This window comes from Aurantiacibacter sp. D1-12, from assembly GCF_028858515.1.
In the GTDB taxonomy this organism is placed as follows: domain Bacteria; phylum Pseudomonadota; class Alphaproteobacteria; order Sphingomonadales; family Sphingomonadaceae; genus Alteraurantiacibacter.
Genome location: NZ_JAPJZJ010000003.1, coordinates 251644 through 275012, shown reverse-complemented (window position 1 = coordinate 275012; position 23369 = coordinate 251644). Strand labels below are relative to the sequence as shown.

29 protein-coding genes are annotated in these 23369 nt (G+C 60.4%); 11 read left to right on the top strand and 18 right to left on the bottom strand.

Annotated elements, in window-relative coordinates; all coding sequences use genetic code 11:
• Positions 1-169: 169 nt before the first annotated feature.
• The 4 genes from OOZ52_RS08340 (at position 170) to OOZ52_RS08325 (ending at position 4098) form a co-directional block, all read left to right on the top strand.
• Positions 170-1087: a hypothetical protein gene (locus OOZ52_RS08340; RefSeq protein ID WP_274698049.1), complete on the top strand. Its 918-nt coding sequence runs from the start codon at positions 170-172 to the stop codon at positions 1085-1087.
• Between the two features lie 84 nt (positions 1088-1171).
• Positions 1172-2137: a hypothetical protein gene (locus OOZ52_RS08335; protein WP_274698048.1), complete on the top strand. Its 966-nt coding sequence runs from the start codon at positions 1172-1174 to the stop codon at positions 2135-2137.
• 45 nt (positions 2138-2182) lie between these two features.
• Positions 2183-3139: a hypothetical protein gene (locus tag OOZ52_RS08330; RefSeq protein ID WP_274698047.1), complete on the top strand. Its 957-nt coding sequence runs from the start codon at positions 2183-2185 to the stop codon at positions 3137-3139.
• Between the two features lie 53 nt (positions 3140-3192).
• Entirely contained in the window at positions 3193-4098 is a 906-nt protein-coding gene (locus OOZ52_RS08325; protein ID WP_274698046.1) for a glycoside hydrolase family 16 protein, read from the top strand.
• Here the strand turns inward: OOZ52_RS08325 and OOZ52_RS08320 are convergent.
• Together OOZ52_RS08320 and hemF are read right to left on the bottom strand one after the other, a co-directional pair.
• Entirely contained in the window at positions 4083-4559 is a 477-nt protein-coding gene (locus tag OOZ52_RS08320; RefSeq protein WP_274698045.1) for a hypothetical protein, read from the bottom strand. The genes OOZ52_RS08325 and OOZ52_RS08320 overlap by 16 nt on opposite strands.
• Positions 4556-5413 (bottom strand): oxygen-dependent coproporphyrinogen oxidase, encoded by an 858-nt coding sequence (gene hemF, locus OOZ52_RS08315; RefSeq protein ID WP_274698044.1) that lies wholly within the window; start codon positions 5411-5413, stop codon positions 4556-4558. Before hemF ends, OOZ52_RS08320 begins: the two co-directional genes overlap by 4 nt.
• Before the next feature lie 115 nt (positions 5414-5528).
• Between hemF and pdeM the strand changes: the two genes are divergently transcribed.
• The 3 genes from pdeM to OOZ52_RS08300 all read left to right on the top strand — a co-directional run bounded on the left by pdeM (position 5529) and on the right by OOZ52_RS08300 (position 7422).
• On the top strand, positions 5529-6245 hold the full coding sequence (gene pdeM, locus OOZ52_RS08310; protein ID WP_274698338.1) for a ligase-associated DNA damage response endonuclease PdeM: 717 nt from the start codon (positions 5529-5531) through the stop codon (positions 6243-6245).
• A gap of 91 nt (positions 6246-6336) precedes the next feature.
• The gene (infC, locus tag OOZ52_RS08305; RefSeq protein ID WP_274698043.1) at positions 6337-6855 is read left to right on the top strand and encodes a translation initiation factor IF-3; all 519 of its coding nucleotides are present in this window, start codon (positions 6337-6339) and stop codon (positions 6853-6855) included.
• A 24-nt stretch (positions 6856-6879) separates the two neighbouring features.
• Positions 6880-7422, top strand: coding sequence for a hypothetical protein (locus tag OOZ52_RS08300; protein WP_274698042.1), 543 nt, complete (start codon positions 6880-6882; stop codon positions 7420-7422).
• 5 nt (positions 7423-7427) lie between these two features.
• Here OOZ52_RS08300 and OOZ52_RS08295 read toward each other — a convergent pair whose 3' ends face one another.
• Entirely contained in the window at positions 7428-8627 is a 1200-nt protein-coding gene (locus tag OOZ52_RS08295) for a pyrophosphate--fructose-6-phosphate 1-phosphotransferase (protein WP_274698041.1), read from the bottom strand.
• A gap of 46 nt (positions 8628-8673) precedes the next feature.
• Positions 8674-9051 (bottom strand): VOC family protein, encoded by a 378-nt coding sequence (locus OOZ52_RS08290; protein WP_274698040.1) that lies wholly within the window; start codon positions 9049-9051, stop codon positions 8674-8676.
• Between the two features lie 67 nt (positions 9052-9118).
• Here OOZ52_RS08290 and OOZ52_RS08285 point away from each other — a divergent pair, with 67 nt between their 5' ends.
• From OOZ52_RS08285 to OOZ52_RS08270, 4 genes are all read left to right on the top strand, one after another.
• Positions 9119-10573 (top strand): SLC13 family permease, encoded by a 1455-nt coding sequence (locus OOZ52_RS08285; RefSeq protein WP_274698039.1) that lies wholly within the window; start codon positions 9119-9121, stop codon positions 10571-10573.
• Positions 10574-10738: 165 nt separating this feature from the next.
• The gene (locus OOZ52_RS08280) at positions 10739-12070 is read left to right on the top strand and encodes a cystathionine gamma-synthase family protein (protein WP_274698038.1); all 1332 of its coding nucleotides are present in this window, start codon (positions 10739-10741) and stop codon (positions 12068-12070) included.
• Positions 12071-12075: 5 nt separating this feature from the next.
• The gene (locus OOZ52_RS08275) at positions 12076-12969 is read left to right on the top strand and encodes an ATP-grasp domain-containing protein (RefSeq protein ID WP_274698037.1); all 894 of its coding nucleotides are present in this window, start codon (positions 12076-12078) and stop codon (positions 12967-12969) included.
• A gap of 129 nt (positions 12970-13098) precedes the next feature.
• Positions 13099-14070, top strand: a complete 972-nt coding sequence (locus OOZ52_RS08270) for a hypothetical protein (protein WP_274698036.1) — start codon at positions 13099-13101, stop codon at positions 14068-14070.
• 7 nt (positions 14071-14077) lie between these two features.
• On the opposite strand, the gene OOZ52_RS08265 is transcribed toward OOZ52_RS08270, so the two are convergent.
• From OOZ52_RS08265 to OOZ52_RS08200, 14 genes are all read right to left on the bottom strand, one after another.
• Complete coding sequence (locus OOZ52_RS08265; protein ID WP_274698035.1) at positions 14078-15718, bottom strand: sensor histidine kinase; 1641 nt, start codon at positions 15716-15718, stop codon at positions 14078-14080.
• A 92-nt stretch (positions 15719-15810) separates the two neighbouring features.
• On the bottom strand, positions 15811-16344 hold the full coding sequence (locus OOZ52_RS08260) for a J domain-containing protein (RefSeq protein WP_274698034.1): 534 nt from the start codon (positions 16342-16344) through the stop codon (positions 15811-15813).
• A gap of 156 nt (positions 16345-16500) precedes the next feature.
• Entirely contained in the window at positions 16501-17019 is a 519-nt protein-coding gene (gene pal / locus OOZ52_RS08255; protein WP_274698033.1) for a peptidoglycan-associated lipoprotein Pal, read from the bottom strand.
• A gap of 70 nt (positions 17020-17089) precedes the next feature.
• Positions 17090-18490, bottom strand: coding sequence for a Tol-Pal system beta propeller repeat protein TolB (gene tolB / locus OOZ52_RS08250; RefSeq protein ID WP_274698032.1), 1401 nt, complete (start codon positions 18488-18490; stop codon positions 17090-17092).
• A complete protein-coding gene (locus OOZ52_RS08245; protein ID WP_274698031.1) occupies positions 18490-19263 on the bottom strand; it encodes an energy transducer TonB in 774 nt (257 codons plus the stop codon). The genes tolB and OOZ52_RS08245 overlap by 1 nt, the downstream gene beginning before the upstream one ends.
• An 11-nt stretch (positions 19264-19274) precedes the next feature.
• Complete coding sequence (locus OOZ52_RS08240) at positions 19275-19796, bottom strand: ExbD/TolR family protein (protein WP_274698030.1); 522 nt, start codon at positions 19794-19796, stop codon at positions 19275-19277.
• Positions 19796-20494 (bottom strand): protein TolQ, encoded by a 699-nt coding sequence (tolQ, locus tag OOZ52_RS08235; RefSeq protein ID WP_274698029.1) that lies wholly within the window; start codon positions 20492-20494, stop codon positions 19796-19798. The genes OOZ52_RS08240 and tolQ overlap by 1 nt, the downstream gene beginning before the upstream one ends.
• Positions 20491-20934 (bottom strand): YbgC/FadM family acyl-CoA thioesterase, encoded by a 444-nt coding sequence (locus tag OOZ52_RS08230; protein ID WP_274698028.1) that lies wholly within the window; start codon positions 20932-20934, stop codon positions 20491-20493. The genes tolQ and OOZ52_RS08230 overlap by 4 nt, the downstream gene beginning before the upstream one ends.
• A gap of 100 nt (positions 20935-21034) precedes the next feature.
• Complete coding sequence (locus OOZ52_RS08225) at positions 21035-21412, bottom strand: histidine triad nucleotide-binding protein (protein WP_274698027.1); 378 nt, start codon at positions 21410-21412, stop codon at positions 21035-21037.
• Positions 21412-21729: a phosphoribosyl-ATP diphosphatase gene (locus OOZ52_RS08220; RefSeq protein ID WP_274698026.1), complete on the bottom strand. Its 318-nt coding sequence runs from the start codon at positions 21727-21729 to the stop codon at positions 21412-21414. The genes OOZ52_RS08225 and OOZ52_RS08220 overlap by 1 nt, the downstream gene beginning before the upstream one ends.
• Before the next feature lie 51 nt (positions 21730-21780).
• Positions 21781-21903 (bottom strand): hypothetical protein, encoded by a 123-nt coding sequence (locus OOZ52_RS08215; protein ID WP_274698025.1) that lies wholly within the window; start codon positions 21901-21903, stop codon positions 21781-21783.
• A gap of 202 nt (positions 21904-22105) precedes the next feature.
• Complete coding sequence (gene hisF / locus OOZ52_RS08210; protein ID WP_274698024.1) at positions 22106-22870, bottom strand: imidazole glycerol phosphate synthase subunit HisF; 765 nt, start codon at positions 22868-22870, stop codon at positions 22106-22108.
• The gene (locus OOZ52_RS08205; RefSeq protein WP_274698023.1) at positions 22870-23103 is read right to left on the bottom strand and encodes a hypothetical protein; all 234 of its coding nucleotides are present in this window, start codon (positions 23101-23103) and stop codon (positions 22870-22872) included. Before OOZ52_RS08205 ends, hisF begins: the two co-directional genes overlap by 1 nt.
• Entirely contained in the window at positions 23100-23366 is a 267-nt protein-coding gene (locus OOZ52_RS08200; RefSeq protein WP_274698022.1) for a hypothetical protein, read from the bottom strand. Before OOZ52_RS08200 ends, OOZ52_RS08205 begins: the two co-directional genes overlap by 4 nt.
• Positions 23367-23369: the final 3 nt, after the last annotated feature.

Sequence of the window (23369 nt, the reverse complement as noted above, 5' to 3'; positions counted from 1 at the left end):
CATAGAAGGGAGATGAACGATTGTCATCCGTCCAACACCACAGGTCTTTCGTCGAAAGGCCGCTGACGGACTCGCATCAGCAATGTATCGCGCTGATTATTCAACCCGATCTGGCCGATTTCCTGGCCTCTCCCCCCCTATGGTCGCGGTCTTTTGAAGGATTTTGGACATGTTTTTACCGCCACAACTCGCGCGCTCGCTTGGTGCCACCCTCACGGCGTGTTCGCTCTCGCTGCTTGCCCTGCCCGCAGCAGCGCAGGACGCAGGAGACCCGGAGGGCGACAATACAATCATTGTCGAAGGCACGCTGGATCAGGAAACCGTACGCAACCAGGCGCGCGACATTACCAATCGCCGCGGCACGACATCCGAACCGCTTTCGCGCTTCAACCGCCCGATCTGTCCCGGCGTATGGGGTTTGCAGCCTGAGAATGCGCAGCTGGTTATCGACCGGATTTACGACAATGCAGAACGTGCCGGCGCACAGTTGGGAGCGGAAGCAGGCTGCAGCGCCAACCTTTGGGTCATTTTTGTCGATGATCCGCACGCGACTTTCGCTCAACTGCGGGACGAGAACGCTTTTCTCGTTCGCGGACTGAATGTCTGGCAGCGCAACCGCGTGGCGGAGCAGCAGGGCCCCACTATCGCCTGGAGCACATCTGAAATTTCCAACTCGGACGGGATCACTGCCGCGCCCGATTCCCCGACCAATGAGAACTATACCATGTCGCGTCTTGATACCGGTGTGCGCAAGGACATGCTGCTTTCCGTTGTGCTGATCGATCGTTCGGTACTCGGTGAGCTCGATGCATATGCCGTCGCGGATTATGCCACGATGCGGTTACTCGCAGAAACACGCCCGCCCGAAGAGGGTGCAGAATTCAATACGATTCTTTCGCTATTCGATGGCGACATGGTGAGCGAAACCTCTCCGTTGCGTATGAGCGCGTTTGATCGCGCCTATCTGCAGGACCTTTATCGTGGTCGCGGCACAACGCCTGCCAATCGCGCACACAGTGGCGTTGGCGCTCTGATGGAGCAAGAGCTTGTACGCGAGTACGGCGAGGCATCTCCGCAGGAGCAATAATGCCAGCGGCGCCAATCGGTTAGACACCGGAGGTTCATAACTGTAACGTCATAGACGTTGCTTCACGATCCCCGGAGAAACCCTATGGCCTATCCTTTCAAGCTCCTTCGCTCAGCGTCGGCGGCAGGCATCGCCTGTGCCGTGTTCGGATTTCTCGCCTTGCCGGCAATGGCGCAGGACACCAATCCAGACCCTGATGAAGATGAAATTGTGGTCCAAGGCGTGCTTGAAGTCGACGGGGTCGGTTCCCGCCGCCAGGCACGCGATATCACCCAGCGCCTTGGTTCCACGTCCGAACCGCTCGCCCGCTGGCAACGCCCGATCTGCGCCGGCGTTTGGGGCCTGACTGAGGAAAACGCGTCGCTGGTAATCAACCGTATCTATGACGTAGCCGAAATCGCCGGACTGATGGTGGATTCGACAGAGGCCTGCGGAGCCAATGTCTGGGTTATCGTGGTCGATGATCCGGCAGCTACCTTCGAATCTCTGCGCGATGACAACAACTGGATGGTGCGCGGCCTCGGCCGCTCCGAACGCAACCGTGTTGAGCGACAGACCGGCGCCGTCCGCGCCTGGAACATCGCCAGCTACCGTGACGAAAACGGCAATGCCGTGCGCACCGGCTTTGATGCGGTGGGAGACAATCAGATCGCCCAGCAGACCAATGGCAATGCCGGCGGCGCGCCGGTGGTGCAATCGAGTGCGATGTCGCGCCTGCGCACCGCAGTCCGTCTCGATATCGACATGTCGGTTGTACTGATCCAGCGCAGCGCGATTGGCGAATTCGACGCCATCACCATTGGCGATTACGCCGCGATGCGCGCACTGGCCCGCACGCAGGAGCCCTCCCGCGAAGGCCCTTACGGCACGATCCTGACCGTCTTTGAAGATGACTTGTCACCGCACCGCATCACCGCTTTCGACCGCGCCTATCTGCGCAGTCTCAACCAGGGCAGCGCACATCGCCCAGGCACCCGCGCTATGGCGAGTTTCGACGAACTGATGGAAGAGGAACTGCTGCGAGAAGCGGGGCAACTGCTTAACGAATAGCGCGCACCGGCCAGCGAGGGGAAACTGCAAAGGAGCCTGAACGACATGAAGCCACATTGCCTGCTTTTCTCTACTATGATCCTGACACTGCTCGGCACCACCACTTCTGCACAAGCGCAGGATGGTGATGGCGAAACGGGTGACCCAGAAATCATAGTCGAAGGCACCATCGAGGTAGATGGCACGGTCGTGCGCCAGCAGGCACGCGAGATCACCCAGCGAGCCAATTCGTCATCAGAGCCCGTTGCACGATGGCAACGACCGGTCTGCGCCGGGGTCTATGGCTTGTCCCTGGAAAACGCGATTGCGGTCATCAATCGCATTCATGACGTGGCTGAGCTCGCCGGGCTTGAAGTCGATTCCGACCTTGAATGTGCAGCGAACCTGTGGGTGATCATCGTCGATGATCCTGCAACTACCTTTGCCGAGCTGCGCGATGAGAACGGCTGGATGGTCCGCGCGCTTCAACCCTCAGAACTTGCCGCGATCGGGCGGCAGACCGGACCAGTCAGAGCGTGGACACTTACCAGCACACGCACGCGCGATGGCCGCCCCGTACCTACCGGGCATGATGCGGTGAACATGCATCTTGAAGAATTGATGCGGAATGGCGGCGTGCCTGGCGATGGCAGCATCCCGTGGAACACTGTCTATACCATGTCGCGCGCGCAGACGGCTATCCGACGCGATATCGACGGCTCTTTCGTATTGGTGCAGCGCTCCGCCATCGGGCCGCTCGATGCCTATGCGCTAGCGGATTATGCTGCCATGCGGGTGCTTGCGCGGACCGATCCGCCCACTAGCGAATTTGCCTACAGCACAGTTCTGGCGGTGTTCGATGACGAGTTGGCTCCACAACGCGTCACCCCATTCGACCGTGCATACCTGCGCAGTATCAACTACGGAAGCGCCTACCGCCCAAGCTCGACAGGCCTGCCCAGCCTCGACGAACTCATGGAAGAGGAATTGCTGCGGGAAGCCGGGCAACTGGTTGAGGACTGAGCATAGCAAAAATCTCCAGTGACAAGCGTCTCTTATGAGGGTAGAGCGCCCATATGAGAACGTTCACATTCCTATCCGCCGCGCCGATAACGCTTCTCGCTGCGCTGACACTCAGCGGCTGTGAAGCGGGCACTTCCGCGCCTGAAGACACGGCCGCGGCGGCGAGCCCGCGCGTGGATCGCGAGCTGATCTTTGCCGACGAATTCAACAACGGAGAGCTGGATCGTAGCAAATGGTCCGTCATCGGCATGGATTTCTGGGTAAACCGGGAAGAGCAGGCCTATGTGGACTCCCCCGAGACCATCCAGTTTGCCGATGGTGTGGACGGTGCTGATGGCGGCGTTCTGGTACTGCGCCCGATCTACCAGCCGGGGCAGGACACCAACGAAGAGCGCAATGCCGATTTTCTCTCGGGCCGGATCGAGAGCATCGAGCAGTTCACCTTCACCTATGGCCGCGCCGAAGCCCGCATCCGCATGCCCGATGCACGCGGCGTCTGGCCCGCCTTCTGGCTGCTCGCCGACGCACCGTGGCCCAGCGAAGGCGAAATCGACATTATGGAATATGTGGGCGAGGCTGACTGGACTGGCGTCGCCGTGCACGGGCCGGACTATTCCGGCGATATGGGCATCGCCGACCGGCAGTATTTCACCGACGGATCGGACGTGACCGACTGGCACGTCTACTCGGTCGAGTGGAAAGAGGACGTGATCGAATTCTTCGTTGACGACGTCCTCACCTTCCGCATTCCCAAGACCAACACCGAATTCTTCGGCGAATGGGTGTTCGACAACCCGCAAGGCGTGATCCTGAACTTCGCCGTGGGCGGCATCTACCCCTACAAGATCAACGGCATCGAAGAGCCCTATGTCGGCATGCCGCAGGAAACGGCAGACCGGATCGCCGCGGGCGAGATCGCGATGGAAGTGGACTGGGTGCGGGTTTACGCGCCTGAGTAACGGGCGTTCTCGACCACTTGGCCCGCAAACCATGCCCAAGAAAGTCCAATAGAGACGCCAATCGGTCCGCCAAGGAACCCGGCGTTGAACAAATCCCAATAGATTGGATCGGACAACGCAATGGCCGATAGAGGAACGCTCACCAGCGCCCCCATTGTGCCACCTGCTAAAGCTGCCGCGACAAAGAACCACCATTTCCGGACATAGCGGCGCAAAAGTAATGTCGCGGGAATGCCGAGAATGGCGAGGATCGGCACGGCGCACAACATTCCGTATCCGACTAGAAGAACAATTGTCAGAATATAGATTTCGCCCAAGATTCGCGGCTGCAACTCCGCCCCAAGTGCCATGCCTCCGGTGAAGAGGGCGGCGACGTAGAGTAGAGCGACAATCAGACTTCCGCTGAAAGCCGACATTAGAATGGTGCCGCACCATTCCTTGACAGTTTGGATCTTTATCAACTCCAAACTGCCTCGGGCGGGAGGCTCATCAGGATGGCGTCGATATTGCCGCCGGTCTTAAGGCCGAACAGGGTGCCGCGGTCGTAAACGAGGTTGAACTCAGCATAGCGACCGCGCCATTCGAGTTGCTGGAGCTTCTCTTCGTCGGTCCATTCGGTCTTCATCCGACTACGCACCAGTTGCGGGTACACGTCGAGGAAGGCCTCGCCCACGTCCTTTGTGAAAGCGAAATTGCGGTCGAATGACGGGTCGTCATCGCATTCGAGGTGGTCGTAGAAAATTCCGCCCACGCCGCGGTGGACATTGCGGTGCGGGATGAAGAAATAGTCGTCCGCCCACTTCTTGAACTTGTCGTAATAGGTCGGATTGTGCGCCGAGCATGCCGCGCGCAGGCGGGCATGAAATCGCTTGGTGTCATCGTCATAGGGGAGCGCAGGATTGAGGTCCGCCCCGCCGCCGAACCATGCGGCCTGCGTCGTCAGGAAACGCGTATTCATATGCACGTTGGGCACGTGCGGGTTGCGCATGTGCGCGACGAGCGAAATGCCAGTGGCGGTGAATTCGGGCTGCTCCGCACTCGCGCCATTGATCTGATCGGCAAACTGCGGACTAAACGCGCCCGAGACGGTCGAGACGTTGACACCGACCTTTTCGAACACCTTGCCCTTCATCAGGCCCTGCGTGCCGCCGCCGCCATCGGAGCCATCGCCTGTGTCGCGATCCCACTGTTTGTATTCAAAGCTCGCGTCCGATCCGGCCTCGCGCTCGATCGCTTCGAATTCGGCACAGATGCGGTCCCGCAGACTTTCGAACCACGTGCGGGCAGCCTGGGTCTGCTTGCTCAAATCACTCATGAAAATACTCCTTCGGCGCGCGCGATGACCGCTCGTGCCCAATCCCGCTATGCACGAGATCAAAATCCTTGCGGCCACACTTGCCAAACGCGTGGGCAGGCGGCAAGTGACACTTATGGTTCCCGTTTCGTTCGCCTTCCCGTTTTGCGATGACGAGTTCGTGCTCGTGCCGCAGCAGGGCGGTGCGCGGGCAATGTTCTGGCCGCGCGAGAATGCGCTGCTGGTGGCAGACCTGCACCTCGAGAAAGCGAGCTTCTATGCCCGCCACGGGCAGATGCTGCCGCCTTATGACAGCCGCGAAACGCTGGAGCGGGTGGCCGATGCTATCCGCATTACCGGCGCGCGGCGGCTTTACACGCTGGGCGACAATTTCCACGATTCAGACGGATCGCAGCGGCTGGAGGAGCATGCAGCGGGGATGCTGAGCGCCCTCACCCGAGCCGTCGACTGGGTGTGGATCACCGGCAACCACGATCCGGCGATGGAAACAAAGAGCGGCGGCACCGTGGTCGAGGAACTGGAGGTCGGCGGAACGGTCCTCCGCCATATCGCCAAACCGGGAGAGACGCGGCCCGAGCTTTCCGGGCACTTCCACCCGAAGGTTCAAGTCGAGATCCGCAAACGCCGCATTCGCCGCGCCTGCGCCGTGGTTTCGTCGCGCAAAGACGGTGCCGGACGCATGATCCTTCCCGCCTTCGGAGCACTCACCGGTGGGATGAACGCGGCCGATCCGGCTATCCTCAAAGCGCTGCAGCCCGCCAGCGCGGTCGATGCACTGGTTCCGGCGGGCAAAAAGCTCGCTCGTTTCCCCTTGTGGCGTGAAGCAGCGTAATTACTAGCGTTTGCGGGCGTTAGTCCTTACATAGACCCCAGAATCAAATCGCTACAGGAGCAGCAACATACCACGTCCACCCCGCCGCAATATGGCACCGCCGGTCAAATCCGGCCCGAAATATGACCAGTTTATCCAGTCCGAGAAGGTCCGCGTCATCGATGACGAAGGCGAGAATCTCGGCGTTATGTACACCGAAGAGGCGATCGAGCAGGCCGCAGACAAGGGCCTGAATCTCGTCGAGGTTTCGCCCAATGCGAACCCGCCGGTGTGCAAATTCCTCGATGTCGGCAAGTACCGCTACGAAGCGCAGAAGAAGGCGAACGCCGCGCGCAAGACGCAGAAGACGCAGGACATCAAGGAAGTGAAGATGCGCCCGAACATCGACACGCACGATTACGATGTGAAGATGCGCAACGTGAACAAGTTCATCGACAATGGCGATAAGGTGAAGGTCACCCTGCGCTTTCGCGGACGTGAAATGGCACACCAGCACCTGGGCATGGATCTGCTCAAGCGCGTGCAGGACGACGTGGCGGAAATCGCCAAGGTCGAAGCCTTCCCTCGCCTCGAAGGCCGCCAGATGCTGATGGTGCTCGCACCGAAGTAAGAGGATTGCGAAGGGGAGGATGCGATGAAAGCGAAAACGCTGCCGCCGCTCCTCCTCCTTGCTTCTCTGGCAGGCTGTGCTGCCGAGCACTCGGATAACATTCCGCTCTTGATCTCACCCGTCCAGATCGTGGACGGCGAAGTGGTGCCCAGGGCACCACAATGTGGTTTGTCCGCAATTCATCAGACTGATGAGAACGGTCGTTACCGTCGCGCCAGTAGCGGTGACCGCGTGCGTGCTTGCGAACAGATAACGCCCGCAGCAATTGCTCGCGCGTGCGCCTTTGAAGAAGGTGAGGTCGTGTACGACCCCGACCATCCGTATGACGACGAATTTGCTGACTTCGTAACGCCAGAGCTCGCCGTTGACAGCGCCAGCTGCCGGTTTACCGGTGACGATCAAACTAGCGCTATCTGTGATTTCACCTTGCTGCGCGAGGGCGCTTTTCAAAGCGTGCAAGGCCAAGAATTCGCTTTTGTGTTCCGAGACCTGTCAGATGGCATCGCGCATGACTGGTTCCACGTCACTTGGGAAACGCGCTCAGCCTGCGTACCGCGCACAGAATAGACGCGCTAACCCTGCCCCAGATCGCGCAGCAGTTCGACGAACCATTCCTGACCCGGATCAAAGTGCTTGCCGCCCTTGATCCGCTCGAATTCGATGGCGCGCAGTTCGTCGCCGCGCTCTTCATCCTGCCCCACTACGCCGGACTCGCCGCGCAGGGCTGCGCTGACGGCAAGGTTGGTGCAGGCCTTGATGAGCGCCAAGTCAGCTTCGTTCGCCGGGGCCGATCGTGAGAAGTATCCGCTCTTCTGCACCAGCACTTTTTCGGCGCCCACTTCGCTGGCGATCTTCTCGGCAAACCACTGGCCAGGGTTCACCTTGTCGAGCTTCACATGGCCGAAGGCATCGCGCGGCACGTCTTCGCCAGCAGCTTCCATCGCGGCGACGATTTCCTCGACCCCCGCGCCTTCGGACACGAACAGGTTCACGCCGTCGTTTTCGTCCATCACGGCTTTGAGACGCTCGGCCTCGGCAGCGATGTCGATGGGGCGTTCGGGGACGTAGACGCCGTGCACGTCCCAACGCGCAGCAGCGTTTTCTGGCCATTCGGCAAAGGGTGCGCTTTTTACCCATGAATGGTGCGCATAGCCCGTCGCCGCGGTCAGCCAGCCGCAGTGGCGCCCCATCACCTCGTGCACGATCAGCATGCGCGGATTGGCCGAGTGTTCGGCGATAATGTTGCGGGCGTAGACCGCGCCTTGCTCTGCCGCCGTGTAAGCACCGAGTGACTGCTTGATCGGTATCACATCGTTGTCGATGGTTTTGGGCAGGCCAACCACGGTCAGGTCATATCCGTTGGCTTTCAGGTAAGCAGCAAGGTCTGCCGCCGCCGTATTGGTGTCGTCCCCGCCGATGGTGTGTAGCACGTCCACACCATCGCGCGTCAGTTGCTCGGCGGCGACCTTGAGCGGGTTCTCGCCCGGCTTCACCAGCCCGCGCTTTACGCAGTCATCGACATTGGTGAGCTTGACCCGGCTGTTGCCGATGGGACTACCACCAAAGGCATGGAGGCGCCCGGCAGTCTTACGAACGCGGTCCGGCACCTCGACATAATCACCCGTCAACAACCCCGCATAGCCATTGCGATAAGCAATCAGCCGGATTTCCGGCGCGACCTCGGTATAGCGTTCGATCAGCCCGCCAACGGCGGAGGAAAGACAGGGCGCGAGACCCCCTGCGGTGAGCATTGCAACGGTTTTGACAGCCATGCGCGGTGTTGTGCCAAGCGACGACGCAGCGCGCTAGAGTGAATAGCTATGCAGGCTCCCACAACTCGATGGGATTGCCCTCGCAGTCTTCGATCCTCGCAAATTCGCCAACGCCTTCCATGCCCTCGCGGTGCGTGTGTTCGACACCCGCATCGGCCAGCCGCTCGAGCAAAGCTTCGAGCCCCTCGACACGCAGGTTGAGCATCACTTGCCGTTCGCTCTGCCAATAGTCGGTATCCGCCTTGAACCCGGCGAAGACGGTTGGTCCGGCGTCCTGCATCCATACCCATTCGCCATCGGGCGTGGGCTGGCCGCTCTCGGTCGCCGCGATGCCCAGGTGATCACGATACCATGCAGACAGTTTCGCCGGGTCCTTTGACCGGATAAACAATCCGCCAATCCCCAGAACCTTGCCCTCTGCCATGCGCACCTCCTTGCCCAATTCTCACATCCAGATAGAACCCTAGCCCAGAGAGGACGCGAGGGGAAATATGGCAGCCACACGTATCGGCTTTTGGCTTGGCCCGGCACTTTTTGCGCTGACCATCCTGTTGCCCGCTCCGGCCGGGATGGAAGCTCCTGCATGGAACGCCGCCGGCCTTGTCGCGTGGATGGCAACCTGGTGGATGACGCAGGCAGTGCCGCTGCCGGTCACCGGTCTGCTGCCCTTTATCATCGCACCATTCTTTGGCGGCGGAAGCGCGCGCGAAGTGGCGGGCGATTACTACTCCCCGATCATCTTCCTGCTGCTGGGCGGAGCTTTCCTTGCGCTCGCTATCGAACGCACAGGGCTGCACAAGCGCCTTGCCGCATGGATCCTCGACCGGATCGGCGGGCGTGGAGGGGAATTTGGCCTGCTGCTTGGCTTCATGGTGGCAGCGGCGACCCTCTCCAACATCATTTCCAACACCTCGACCGCGCTGATCATGATGCCGATGGCTCTTGCGGTGCTGGCTGGAGGCTCGACACTGGAAGGAAAACAACCGGCCTCAAGTAGCGAGGCGGCAGGCCAACAAGAAGGCCTCTTCGGCGCACTACCTATGGGTCTCGCTTTCGCCGCGAGCATCGGCGGACTTGGAACAATCATCGGCTCACCTACCAATGCCATTGGCGCAGACCTGCTGCGCGAGATTTCAGGTGTGGAGATCACCTTCGCCGTGTGGGCGATGTTCGGCATGCCCATCGTTGTGATCGGCATTCCCATCGCCGCCTTCATCATCGCCAAGGTGCAGCGCATTTCCTCGCACCCGTTCGATATTCCTGCCGCGCGTGCCGCGATTGACCCCCCTGGTGAATGGAGCAGCGCGGAAAGGCGACTGGTTCCGGTGATCGTGGTGACATTCCTCGCCTGGATGCTGCGCGGATTTGCAGCCCCCTACTTGCCTGAAGGCGCGATGACAGATGGCACCATCGCCATTGCTGCAAGCCTCGCCTTGTTCATACTTCCGGATGGCACGGGTCGCCGAATGCTCGAATGGCACGAGGCGGATCGTGCGCCGTGGGGCGTGTTGCTGATGTTCGGCGGTGGCCTCGCACTGGCAGGGGCAATGATGCGGACAGGGTTGGCAGACTGGCTGGGCAATGCGTTGCTGCCGCTCGCCGGAGTGCCACTGTTCCTGATCGCCATCGCGCTGGTGGCGATGGTGGTACTGATTACCGAGTTCGCCAGCAACGTCGCGACGGCAAGCGGCATCATGCCTGTGGTCGCTGCTCTGGCTGTCGCGATTGGCGGCGATGCGGAGACGGTGCTTCTGCTCGCCATGCCCGTGGCGCTCGCGGCAAGCTGGGGCTTCGTGCTTCCAGCCGGAACAGGGCCGAACGCCATTGCCTGGTCGACCGGAAGGATCGCGCTTCCGCGCCTTATCAAAGCCGGTCTCACGCTCGATGTGGTCGGTGTCTTCGTGATCGTGGCGGTCGTCTTTGCCATCGCGCCATTGCTTGGTTGATCGACGCCGTACAGGCTCTTGCGAAGAATGACGCATCGCGATAATCACGCCATCGATTATCGCCGTTGGCGGAGAAGCGTTTCTGCGGAGGTTAGAAACGGGCGCCCTGGCGGCTATTTTTGGCCCCTGCCTTCCTAGGGGTGAGACCCGAGGAAGGAGCCACTTATGGCCAACAATACGCACGACCCCATGAATGCGGTCGATACCCCCACACCGCGCCGGAAGCCCAAGCCCGAGGTCACCGAGATCGGTGGTCGGAAAATGAAGCCGGCCACGCTGATGATGGGGCACGGCTATGACCCGGCGCTTTCCGAAAACTCGATCAAGGTTCCCATCTTCCTTACCAGCACCTTCGTGTTTGAAAATGCCGCCGCGGGCCGGCGTCATTTCGAAGAACAGACCGGTATGCGTGAAGGGCCGAAGGACGGACTCGTCTATTCGCGCTTCAACGGACCGAACCAGGAAATCCTCGAAGACCGGCTCGCCATCTGGGACGGCGCAGAGGACGCACTGTGCTTCTCCAGCGGGATGAGCGCGATCTCCGTGCTGATCCTCGCCGCTTGCAATTCGGGCGACGTGATCGTGCATTCGGGTCCGCTTTACGCCGCATCGGAAGGCTTCATTGCAAAAGTCATGGCCCGCTATGGCGTCACCTATATTCCATTTCCTGCCGGCGCTTCTCCGGAAGAGCTGGATGAGGTGATGAAGGCAGCCAAGGCCAAGGCAGAGGAACAGGGCGGCGAAGTGCCGCTGATCTATCTGGAAAGCCCGGGCAATCCTACCAATGCGCTGGTCGATATCCAGGCTGTGAAAGAAGCACGCGATGCGCATTTCGACCCTGCGCGTTGTCCCATCGCAATCGATAACACCTTCCTCGGCCCACTTTGGCAGCGTCCGCTCGAGCACGGCGCTGATCTGGTGGTCTATTCGCTCACCAAATATGTCGGCGGCCATTCAGATTTGGTCGCAGGCGGCATTACCGGCGGCAAGAAGTGGATCGACGCGATCCGTGCCATGCGCAACACGATGGGGGGCATTGCCGATCCCAACACCGCGTGGATGCTGCTCCGCAGCCTTGAAACGGTAGAGCTGCGCATGCAGCGCGCGAGCGAGAATGCCGAGAAGGTCTGCGCTTTCCTGAAGGGCCACCCCAAGGTTGAAGGCCTTGGCTACCTCGGCATGATCGAGGATGCCCGCCAGCAGGATATCTATGATCGCCACTGCCTGGGTGCAGGTTCAACGTTCTCGCTGTTCATCAAGGGCGGAGAGCCAGAAAGCTATCGCTTCCTGGACGCGCTGAAAGTCGCTAAACTGGCAGTGAGCTTGGGCGGCACCGAAACTCTCGCCAGCCACCCGTTCAGCATGACGCACATCTCTGTACCGGATGAGCGCAAGAAGATGCTCGGCATTACCGACAATCTTGTACGTGTATCGATCGGCATCGAAGACCCGGATGATCTGATCGCCGACTTCGATCAGGCTCTCGCTGCCGTCTGACCGGCGTGAAGCGGATCGGCTTCCTCGCCTGCGCCGAGACCTTGCCCGGCGGCAAGGATCGGCGCGGCGATGCCTTCGAGCACGATCTGCAGGTTGAGGCACTTCGCCCTGCGCTTGCGTCGCAGGGATTGAATCTGGTCGAGATAGATTGGCGCGCACCCATCGAAGAGTTCGACGGGTGCGCGCTAGTCCTACTCGGCACGGCGTGGGACTATCAGGACCATCAGGCAGAGTTCCTCGCGCGGCTGGAAGAGCTGGAAGCGCGCGGAATCATTATTTGCAATCCGCCCGATGTGGTGCGCTGGAACAGTGACAAACGCTATCTCGCCCAGCTCGCCGAAGCCGGGGTGAGCACTGTCCCCACGCTCTGGCACGATGATGCGGGGTGCGAAGAGATACTCGCGGCGATGAAGCACTTCGACACCGACAGGGTGGTCGTAAAACGCCAGGTGGGCGCAGGTGGTCTGGACCAACACAGTTTCACCCGTGCTGCCCTGCCCGAACGCAGCTGGCGCATGGGAAAGCCATGCATGATCCAGCCGTTCCTCCCCGCTATCGTGGAGGAGGGAGAGTTCTCCTTCATTTTCGTCGATGGCGAATTCTCGCATGGCGTCAGCAAGCATGCCGCCGAGGGCGAATATCGCATCCAGTCGCTGTTCGGCGGAACCGAGCGCACATTCACCCCTTCACCTGGTGACCTCATTCGCGCGCAGGGCGTGGTCAATGCTCTGCCGTTCAGCAATCCACTCTATGCGCGGATCGATATGGTGCGCGTTCCCTCGGGTGAATTGGCGGTGATGGAGGCCGAGCTAATCGAGCCTTTCCTTTACCCCGAACAAGGCCCAGGCTGGGGCGAGAGCATGGTGAAAGCCCTTGCCGCGCGTCTGCAACGCGGTTGAAGGGGGTAAAATCGGGCTAAAAAGCCCAGCTTTTCGCTTCGCACCTTGCCCCGCCGCCTTTCAGACAGCTAAGGGAAAGCTTTGATAGCGCATGATCGCAAAAACTTCAGGAATCGGACGGGAAATAGCGTGATCCGGAAAATCGGTCTTCTCATCGGCGTTGCAGCTTGCGGCGCATTGGTCACCTCATGCGGCGGTGATGACACGCCAACCCCAACGCCAACGGATACGAGCACGGCGACACCGACTCCTACGCCAAGTTCCGGGACGATTGACTTTGATCTGACGGCGGGTTTCGAAGCAAATTCCAACAACGCGAATGCCATTTTCGCCTATTTCACGCCCGATGGCTCAACGGACCAAAATTTCAACGGCGCATCGCGCGTAAATGGATCGGCCTCGGTTCTGCTTCAGTTCTCTCCGGAACTGGCTCGCTTCGCCTTCCCCGACCTCACCAATCCGGTCGAATTCACCGATGCGGATCTCGATTCCAGCACGGCCAGCACTCGCACCTATGCACGTACGGGTGAATCGCTATTCCTTGACCGGCCATTCACTCACGTCTTGCGCGTGAACTATTCGCGTGACGATGCATTCACGCGCGATACGGTTGATGGAACGCTCAACGCCAATCGCTCGACCGTGTTCTTCAACACCGTCACGACGACGGACGATCTGGATACCGATCTAAGCTACACTGGCAGCGTTCTGGTAGAGGGCGGCACTCCTGGCACGACCATGCGCGGCGATCTGTCCGCCGCAGACATCACCTTTACGGTGGATGCGGACGATGCCGACGGCGACGATGCCGTATCCGGCACAATCGAGATTATCGATTCGAGCAGTGGCTCACCGGTTGTCGTAGCCACGCTGGTGATGGAGAAAGTCACTACAACAACGAATGGCACCACGACGACGCGCGGAGTCGTCAACAATGAAGGTTTTGGTGGCGCGCTCACCGACACGGCCAATTCGCTTGAGGGCACCTACGCAGGTGCGCTTGCCGGCCCCGACCGAGACGAGGTCGTGATCCTGTTCTCTGTCGCCAGCACAGAGACGGACAATGACACCGTCTACATCGGCAGCTTCATCGGCAATTGATGCATGATCAGGCCGCAGAAAGCGCGGCGGATGGCAGCGTCGGGGTAAGCGTGACCTGAAAGGTTGAACCGACACCGGGCTCGGATTGAACGCTGATCCGCCCGCCCATCAGCCGCACAAGGTCTGCTGAGATCGCCAGCCCCAGACCCGATCCACCAAACCGCCGCGCGGTGCTTTGATCGACCTGTTCGAATGTGCCGAAGACACGATCCAACCGGTCTTCCGGAATGCCAATACCAGTATCCTGAATGGCGATGCACAAATGCGGGCCCCGCATCTGCGCACGCACACTAACCGCACCTGTTTCTGTAAACTTCACCGCATTGCCGACCAGGTTGGACAGCAGCTGCCGCAAGCGCAATGAGTCGCCCTCCATCATCGGCGGTACGTTCGCGCCGATCTTGCAAGACAGCGCAATGCCCTTGGTCTGCGCTGCCCCGCGGAACAGTTCCGTGACAGCTTCCAGCAGGTGATGCAGGTCCACAGCCTCTTTTTCGAGTGCCATTCGGCCACTTTCCAGCTTCGCAAAATCGAGGATGTCATTGAGCAGACGGGTCATACTCTCGCCCGAGTCTGCAATGCGTTGCACGTATATCCGCTGGGTCTCGTCGAGGTTGGTCTGCATCAACAGATCGGTGAAGCCGATGACACCGTTCATCGGTGTGCGGATTTCGTGACTCATCACTGCCAGGAAGCGGGATTTTGTCTCTGCAACCTCAAGCTGGCGCCGCAACAGCGATGCAATCGGCAGACAGACGACAAAACTGCTGGCGAGGAAAAATTGCAGGACCATCGCCTTTTCGGCAAGCGAGCCTTCGATCAGGTGAATTGGTCCATGCCCCAGCGTTGTGGCAATCGTTGATACGATGGCGAGATTAAGCAGCGCGATCGAGTTTCCCGCCGGCCCCAGTCGCATGGCGTAAAGGATTACCAATGGTGCACCAAGAAACAGAAGGGGGTATTCGCTCTGCCAGAAAGCATAGGCGCTCGCCCCGGTACCAAAGGCTATGACAAGCAGTGCTTCGATCAGCTTTTTGCGCGTAACCTGGCGCCACTGCTTTGCCGCATCTATCAGGATCATGATTGATGGCACGATGAGCAGAAGTCCAAGGCCATCCGCCCTCGTCCAGGTCCACCATTGCGCGACAACATCGGACGGTGCCCCTGCGCGTATGACAGCAGATGCTGCCAAGCCGGAAACCGCTGCTGCTGCCAATGCCGCACCGACAAAAACAACAATGTCACGCGAGCGCGTGAAATCGGGCTTTGTACACCGCAAACGGGCCATGACGTAGAGAAGCGTGAGCATCTCGATCTGGTTGGAAAGCGCCAATCCAACGGCAAACCACGGATCGTCTCCCACAAACAGGTTGGCACAGATATTGCCGGCAAAGGCGGCGCCAAGATAGAACGGGATATGCTCTTTCCGACCCCGCAGGAGCAGAACGAGTAAAACGGAATTGGGCACCCAGACCGCCGCTATTCGCCCTCCATCGCGGGTCAGTTCGATAGAAAAAGATGCCAGCGCAAAGAAAGCGAGTGCCACCACGATCACAGCCGCTGCCAGCCGGATTGCCGATGCGCACATCACATCGTTGGCTGGCTGAGACAACATAAAGCCAGATTTACTACGGGTATTTCCGATCATGCGCGCTCCGTTCTGCGCGTGAGGAATACCCAGGAGCGGCAAAAACCGGGTGTTGTACAGTCTACGGGTCAGCCCTTAGACTGCGGGAGGATTTATCCCTTCCACTCGCGCCGCTCTTCAGCAGCTTTGAGCACTTCATAGGCGAGCTGGAGCTTCTGGAATTCTTCCGCCGCTTCCTTGTCGCCCGGTTTCACGTCGGGGTGAACCTTCTTCGCCCGTGCGCGCCATTCGCGCTTGATCGCTTCGAAATCGGCATCGGCTTCCAGTTCCAGCACCTCCAGCGCGCGCATTTCATCTGCCGAACGCGATCCGTCACCGCTGCCGCTCCAGCCATAGTGCTGCGCCTCGGCGTAGCCCGCGCTTTCGGCTTGCTCCGCCTTCGCACGTTTGGCCGCCTCTTCCTTGTCGAGACCTTCAAAATAGTCCCAACCTTTGTTGTATTCAGCCGCATGGCGCTGGCAGAAATACCACTTGTCCGGGCTGTTGGGGCTCTTGGGCGCCGGGCAATCGCCTTTCTCCTCGCATCCGTGGCGATCGCACAAGCGTACGGTCGCTGCCTCGCGGCTATCCTCATAGCCACGCCAGCGCGGAAAGCCCCAGTCGTTTGAACGACCTGACCGGGCCATTACAGATTGTCCCAACAATTCAGCACGCCGCCCCTATAGGCGCTCTTCACCGTTTCGTGAACCTGCCTCTTGGCCGGAAGCAAAAAGGGCGCGGTAGCCGAAGCCACCGCGCCCTGTCTGGCCGTTGCTGTACGGCCTTGCGCCCACGCATACGGATCAGGGAGTGATCATCACCGTCACCGCGCGGCGATTGCGCGCCCAGGCGCTTTCGTTCGATCCAGTCGCTACGGGCCGTTCCTCACCGTAGCTGACGGTGCGGAGCCGGCTTTCAGGCACGCCAAGGCTGACGAGATAGTTCTTCGCTGCATTGGCACGGCGCTCTCCCAGCGCGAGGTTATAATCCCGCGTGCCACGTTCGTCGGCATGGCCTTCCACAGTCGCGCGACTGCCGGTGTATTGGAGCATGTATTCGGCCTGACGGCGCAGTGCGGCCGCATCCTCGCTATCGATGTTGTAGCGATCGGTATCAAAGTAGATCGTGTCCGCACCCTGCATGGCCTGCGCGAAGTGCGTTTGCGAACCCGGCTGTGGCCCCATCGGGGTCGGCGTCGGTGTAGGCGCGGGAGTTGTGACGACATCCTGCGGCGGATCGGGCGTTACTTCGGGTGGCGTACGGCTACAGGCACCAAGTGCCAGAGCACTGGAAACGGTAACGGCAAGAACGATGCGATTCATCTTGTGGCTCTCCTTGAACCTATGAATGGGTACTCTTTGAACTTTGCGGCCCCACGAGGATATAACACACTTACGGCAAAACCGGTCCCCAAGCCGGGTCTGACGCGCCAACCGGCGTGCGCAAACGGCGTTCGTTTTCACCTGTCAGGTCCACCTGCCAGATGCTCGTATCGCCCGAATTGCGCTCGGTCCGGAAGAACTGGATGATGCGGCCATTGGGTGCCCAGCTGGGGCCCTCATCGTGCCACGCATTGGTAAGCTGGCGCATGTTACGCCCATTCGGGTTCATCACCGCGATGCGGAAATCGCCGGCGATGTGCGTGAAGGCAATCTGGTCGCCACGCGGGCTCCATTCGGGCGTGGCACAGCGCCCGCCGAAGAAGCTGATCCGCCTCTGGTTCGATCCATCAGCATCCATGATGTAGCACTGTTGGCTGCCCGACTGGTCGCTTTCGAAGACGATCCGACTGCCGTCGGGCGAGTAAGAACCGCCTACTTCAATCGCCGGGCCAGAGGTCAGGCGCTGTGGCGAGCCGCCGCCGGAAGCAGAGACGCGGTAAATATCCGTATTCCCGGCCACGGCCATCGAATAGAGAATCCAGCGGCCATCCGGACTCCAGCGCGGGGCAAAGGTGGGATTGGGACTGTCGGTCACCAGCGTCTGACGTCCGCTGTCAATCTCGTAAACGTAGATACGCGGGTTGCCGTCAACATAGCTAAGGTAAGCGATACGCGAGTAGTCCGGCGAGTAGCGCGGCGATAGCGCGGTAGACTGACCATTGGTGATGAAGCGATGGTTCGCCCCGTCACTATCCATAATAGCGAGGCGCTTGACGCGGTTATCCTTGGGACCAGTCTCGGCGATGTAGGCAATGCGGCTATCAAAGAACGGGCTCTCACCCGACAGGCGCGAATAGACGAGGTCTGCACAGCGGTGCGCCGCACGGCGCCACTCGGCGGGCGATACGACCCAGCCCTCGCGGACCAGCTCGGTCTCCAGCGCCACGTCATAAAGATAACAGCCGACGGTCAGACGGCCGTCACCATTGGCGCGGACAAAACCGTGCACCAGCATCTCTGCCGAACGCCCGCGCCAGGTGCCAAAAGCAGGCGCGGTTATCTGGGCGTAAGAAGGGCGCGGCAAGGCGTCGGGGCCGACAGGGCGGAACAAGCCGTTGAAACGCAGATCGTTGTAAACAACGCGCGCGAGTTCGAGGCCGAGCGCCGCGGTGCCGGACGCATTGGCAGGTGTGGGTACGTCATCATTGGTAGCGAAAGAGGCAATGGCGATGCCGAGGTCCTGCCACGCGCTATCGTCCGTTACCGTGCCACGCAGTGGCCCGTCATCATCCTGATCCGCCGTCGCGACAGGCTCCTGCTCATCCATGCCCGATGGATCGAGATCATCCTGCGCGGCAACCGGAGCTGAGAACAGCAACGCGATAACGGTGAGAAGACTAAACTTACGCATTACAATCTCCGGTCGAAGTCCCACTCGAGGTCGTCCCAACGACTATAGAACTGGTCGGGCAAGTTGAAAGGTGCGGCAAGCTGAACCGCGCGAATTGCGCGCTCGCAGTGAAGCGAGGCCTGCGGACGGTTGGAATCGTTGATACCGCGCTGGGTGACGCAGCGAGGGCGACCGGACAATGAACCATCGCGGTTGAGCCTCCAGGAAACGACGCTCACCAGCTGGTCGACATCGACACCCGATGGCGCGCTCCAATGCGGTCGCAACTGGCGTGTGATGGCAGAAGCAAGTGCAGCGCGTTCGCGCGGCCCGAATGTCGCAGCCGGAGATCCGCGATTGCCATCAGCGGTGCTCGTCCCTTCAAGGAAGTTGTCGTTGAGTCTGCTGCCCTGCGGCCTTTGCGTAGCCGTTGGCGTCGGCGCGGGAGTGGGTGCAGAACGCGTGGTCGGCCGGCTTGTAGGAGCGACGCGCGGGGTCCGCGTCGGGCGGACTTCTGGAGCGGGTTGCGGGACCACTATAGCTTCTGGCGGAGTAGGCAGATCACTTAGTTCCGGCGCCATGCTTGCGGCTGGCTCTGCCGAGGGATCGGGCGCGGTGGACTCGAGGCTGACTTCGCTCGCCAGGCTCACCGCAATGCGTTCGGGCGGAGCATTCGGAGCCATGTCACGCTGCTGTGCCACCCACGCCAGTCCGGCAGCGAGCGCGACATGCGCAACCACTGCTGCACCGATGCCGATGCGCTCTTCCGTGGACTGGTGGGCGAGAGCAGCCATAATCGCTTGGGCTATTCAGCCGCGCCTGAACCGGGCGTTACCGCCACGCTCTCAAGCTCACCACCGCTGTCAGGCGCAGTGGCTTCCAATGGAGCGGCAGCACTGGCGGTGATCAGAGAGATCGAGTTGAAACCGGCGCTGTTCAGCTCTCCCATCACCGCCATTGCGCGGCCCCAGTCAATATTGCGATCGGCACGTAGATTGACGAGTGGGCGCTCCGCACCCTCCGGTCCTGCAAGCGAGTCGAGCGCCTGTGGCAGAGCGCCAGTCTCAATCCGCACATCATCGATATAAACGAAGCCTGCGTTATCGATGGCGACGGTTATCTGGTCAGGCTCCTGATCAACCGGATTGGCGCGGCTTTCAGGCAAGTCAACGGGCACGCCGCTGGCAAGCAATGGCGCGGTGACCATGAAGATAATCAGCAGCACCAGCATCACGTCCACGAAAGGCGTGACGTTGATCTCGGCCATCGGCGCACGCCGGTGGCCATGCCGCCGCCCGCGCCTGCCGCCTGCCATTCCCATCGCCATCAGACAGCTTCCATTTCGCGGCTGATCTGTGCGGAGACACGGTCGGCAAAGCGGGTCAGGCGCGCCTCAAAGCCGTTCACGGTGTTCGACAGGCGGTTGTAAGCGATCACCGCAGGGATCGCGGCGAACAGGCCGATAGCGGTGGCGAACAGCGCTTCCGCGATGCCGGGGGCCACCACGGCGAGCGAAGAGTTCTGCTGCAAGCCAATCTGGAAGAAGCTGTTCATGATGCCCCAAACAGTACCGAACAGGCCAACAAACGGCGCGACCGAGCCGACGGTGGCGAGGAAGTTCAGCCGGTTCGCGAGGTTGTCGGATTCATAGGCGACCTGACCTTCCATTGCCTGCGCGATCCTGCCGCGCGCGGCTTCTCGGTCTTTCAGCCCCGCCTTGTGGCTGCGACGGAATTCGTTGACTCCGGCGGAGGCTACTCGGGCAGACGGATTGTCCTTCGTCCGCCGCGCATCGAGCAGGCTGTCGAGATCATCGTTCGACCAGAATTCATCCTCAAACGCATCGCATTTGCGCCGCGTATTGCCCATGCGTAGACCGAAACCGAAGATGATCGCCCACACCCAGATCGAAGCAAATACCAGTCCGGCAATTACCACCTGCACGACGATGTCGGCCTGCATAAACAGCTCGATCGGATCGAGCCGTGTCGGGGCACTGACAGCAAGGATGTTCAAAACGCTCATTCGCTCTCTTTCGTCACAAAGGTCTCAAAGGCATCCCGCCACGCAGCAGGTTGCCGCTTGGGGCGGCCGTCGGCGGCAAGGAAGGCCGCAACAATATCAATCTCGCACAGCAATTCACTGCCGCGGAACACCTTCTGCGCCATATTGCAGCTTGCCGCGCGCACCTGATCGCAGGTTGTCACCACGGTCAGCACGTCATCCAGCTTCGCTGGACGGCGCCATTTGATGTTCGCTTCTGACACGGCATAGAACCCCTCGCCCGCCTCGTTGGCAGCGCGCTGGTCTATGCCGAGCAGTCTCAAAATGTCGGAACGCGCACGCTCGCACCATTTCAGATAATTCGCGTGATAGGCGATGCCGGACAGGTCTGTATCCTCAAAGAAAACACGCACCGGATAGAGGTGTCGTGACCCGTCGATCTGGCCGGAGGGTGGCTGCATTTGCGCGTCCATAGATGAACGCGTGCTTACAGATGTAAAGCTGCGCGCAAAAGAGGGTTAATCGCCCAAGCGAATCTTTGCCGCGACGGATGGAGTCACGTTAGCGCGCGAGCATCGGCCCCAATGGCCCGCCACCGAACAGATGCGCGTGCAGATGCGGCACCTCCTGCCCGCCGTTGCGGCCGATATTGGCGAGTACACGATACCCGCGCACCACGAGGCCGCGATCACGCGCCACGTGGCCAACTGCGCGGACGAAACCGGCGATTTCCTCGTTAGATGCCTTGGCAGAGAAATCATCCCAACTGACGTAGGCGCCCTTGGGAATGACAAGGATGTGCACATCGGCCTGCGGGTTGATGTCATGGAAGGCGAGCGCGTGATCGTCTTCATAGACCTTGTTGCACGGAATCTCTCCCCGCAGGATCTTGGCGAAAATGTTGTCCGGGTCATAAGCCTCGGTCGGATCGATTGGCATCAGTCCTGCTCCCTCGCGGCCTTTTCATCGAGGCCTGACACGCCTTCGCGACGGTCCAGCTCTGCCAGGACGGCGGATAGCGGAATGTCCTTTGCGCCCAGCAACACCAGCAGGTGGAAGAGCAGGTCGGCTGCCTCTCCGGTCAGCTCTGCATCGCTACCGGTCAGCGCGGCGATGACCGTTTCGGTGGCCTCTTCTCCCACCTTCTCAGCAATCTTGGGAAGGCCCTTTGCATTGAGCTTGGCAACATAGCTGGCATCTGGCGACGCGACGCGGCGCTCTGCAATCGTGCTTTCGAGGCGGGTGAGTGTATCCATCGGGATTGGCAATGCGCGAAGCCGCGCGTCTGCGTCAACCGCCGAATGGTGTCAGTCGTCCTGACCGTCCGATTTGCGCATTGAAAGACGCCGCCCGATGATCACTCCGATAACGCCCAGAGCGAACAGCGTGACGCTGGAACCTTCGGGGACCTGCGCGGTCCCCGCGGCCATCGCAGGAGATGCTATCAAGGCGAGCACAGCGGGGGGAATGATGCGAAGGAGCATGGGTTACAAAATCCGCCTTTTTTCGGCGTTGCACAATGGTACCAATAGCACTGTCCCGCTGCGGGACCTGACCGCTGGCAAGTGTAAATACTTGTATTGCCAAGGGAGTGGCATTCGTAACGGCACCTAAAAAGTTAACGCCTAATTATCAGCTACTTCGCGCCGGAAGTCCTGCCGAACGAAGTGCCGCGTGCGCCTCTGCAATGGTGTAACTACCGAAATGGAAAATGCTGGCAGCAAGCACCGCACTCGCCCCGCCCTTCACCACACCATCGACCAGATGCTGCAAATTGCCCACGCCGCCACTCGCGACAACGGGCACCGAAACCGAATCAGCAATCGCGCGCGTCAGCTCAAGGTCGTATCCCGCCTGCGTGCCATCGCCATCCATGCTGGTCACCAGAAGTTCACCCGCACCAAGCTCCGCCAGCCGCACGGCATGATCCACCGCATCAATGCCGGTTTCGCGCCGACCACCGTGGGTAAAAATCTCCCAACGGTCCGCTTCCACCTTGCGCGCATCGACCGAGGCAACCGCGCACTGGCTGCCCATCTTGTCGGCAATGTCGGCCATGATTTCGGGTCGCTTTACAGCCGCCGAATTCACCGCAACCTTGTCAGCCCCGGCCAACAGCAGTCTGCGCGCATCCTCCACGCTGGACACACCGCCGCCAACGGTCAACGGCATAAAGCACACTTCTGCCGTGCGCCGGACAATGTCGAGCAAAGTCCCGCGCCCTTCATGGCTGGCGGAGATATCAAGGAAGCATAGCTCGTCCGCTCCCGCAGCATCGTAGGCCTGCGCTTGCTCGACCGGATCTCCGGCATCTTTCAGATCGACGAAGTTAACGCCCTTCACCACGCGGCCATCGGCCACGTCGAGGCAGGGAATGACGCGGATACGAACGGTCATCAGATCACCGACGCGATGTAGTAGGCGCCAACCAGAAACACGAAAGCAATGAGCAAGATATTGACCGCGAGCGCGATGGCGTAGGCGCGCGGGTTCTCCCGCTTTTCGATGTGGTGCATCGGCGTGATCCGAACGCGACCGGCACGCGCATCATACCAGAGGAACCCGGCTTGGATGATGCCAATCAATGGCAGGCCAAGCGCAAAGAGCAGGTCGATCTGATAGCCACTCATGTCGGTTCTCCGGGTGCAATCGTAAAGGTCACTGTGTGCTCTTGCGGCTCCTCATCAACCGCCGCTTCAAGGGCGCGCCCGCTCGCCCAGAACAGCAGGAACGCCATGTTGAAGTAGAGCACAACGGCCATCCAGAAACGATCAGGTGAGCGTTCCTTCGTCAGCCGATATTTACCGAGGCCTGATCGCCCGCGCACCGCATCCATGATCGCCGTCGCCAACATGACACCGCTACCAACAAATCCGGCGTCGGTAACAGTCATGGC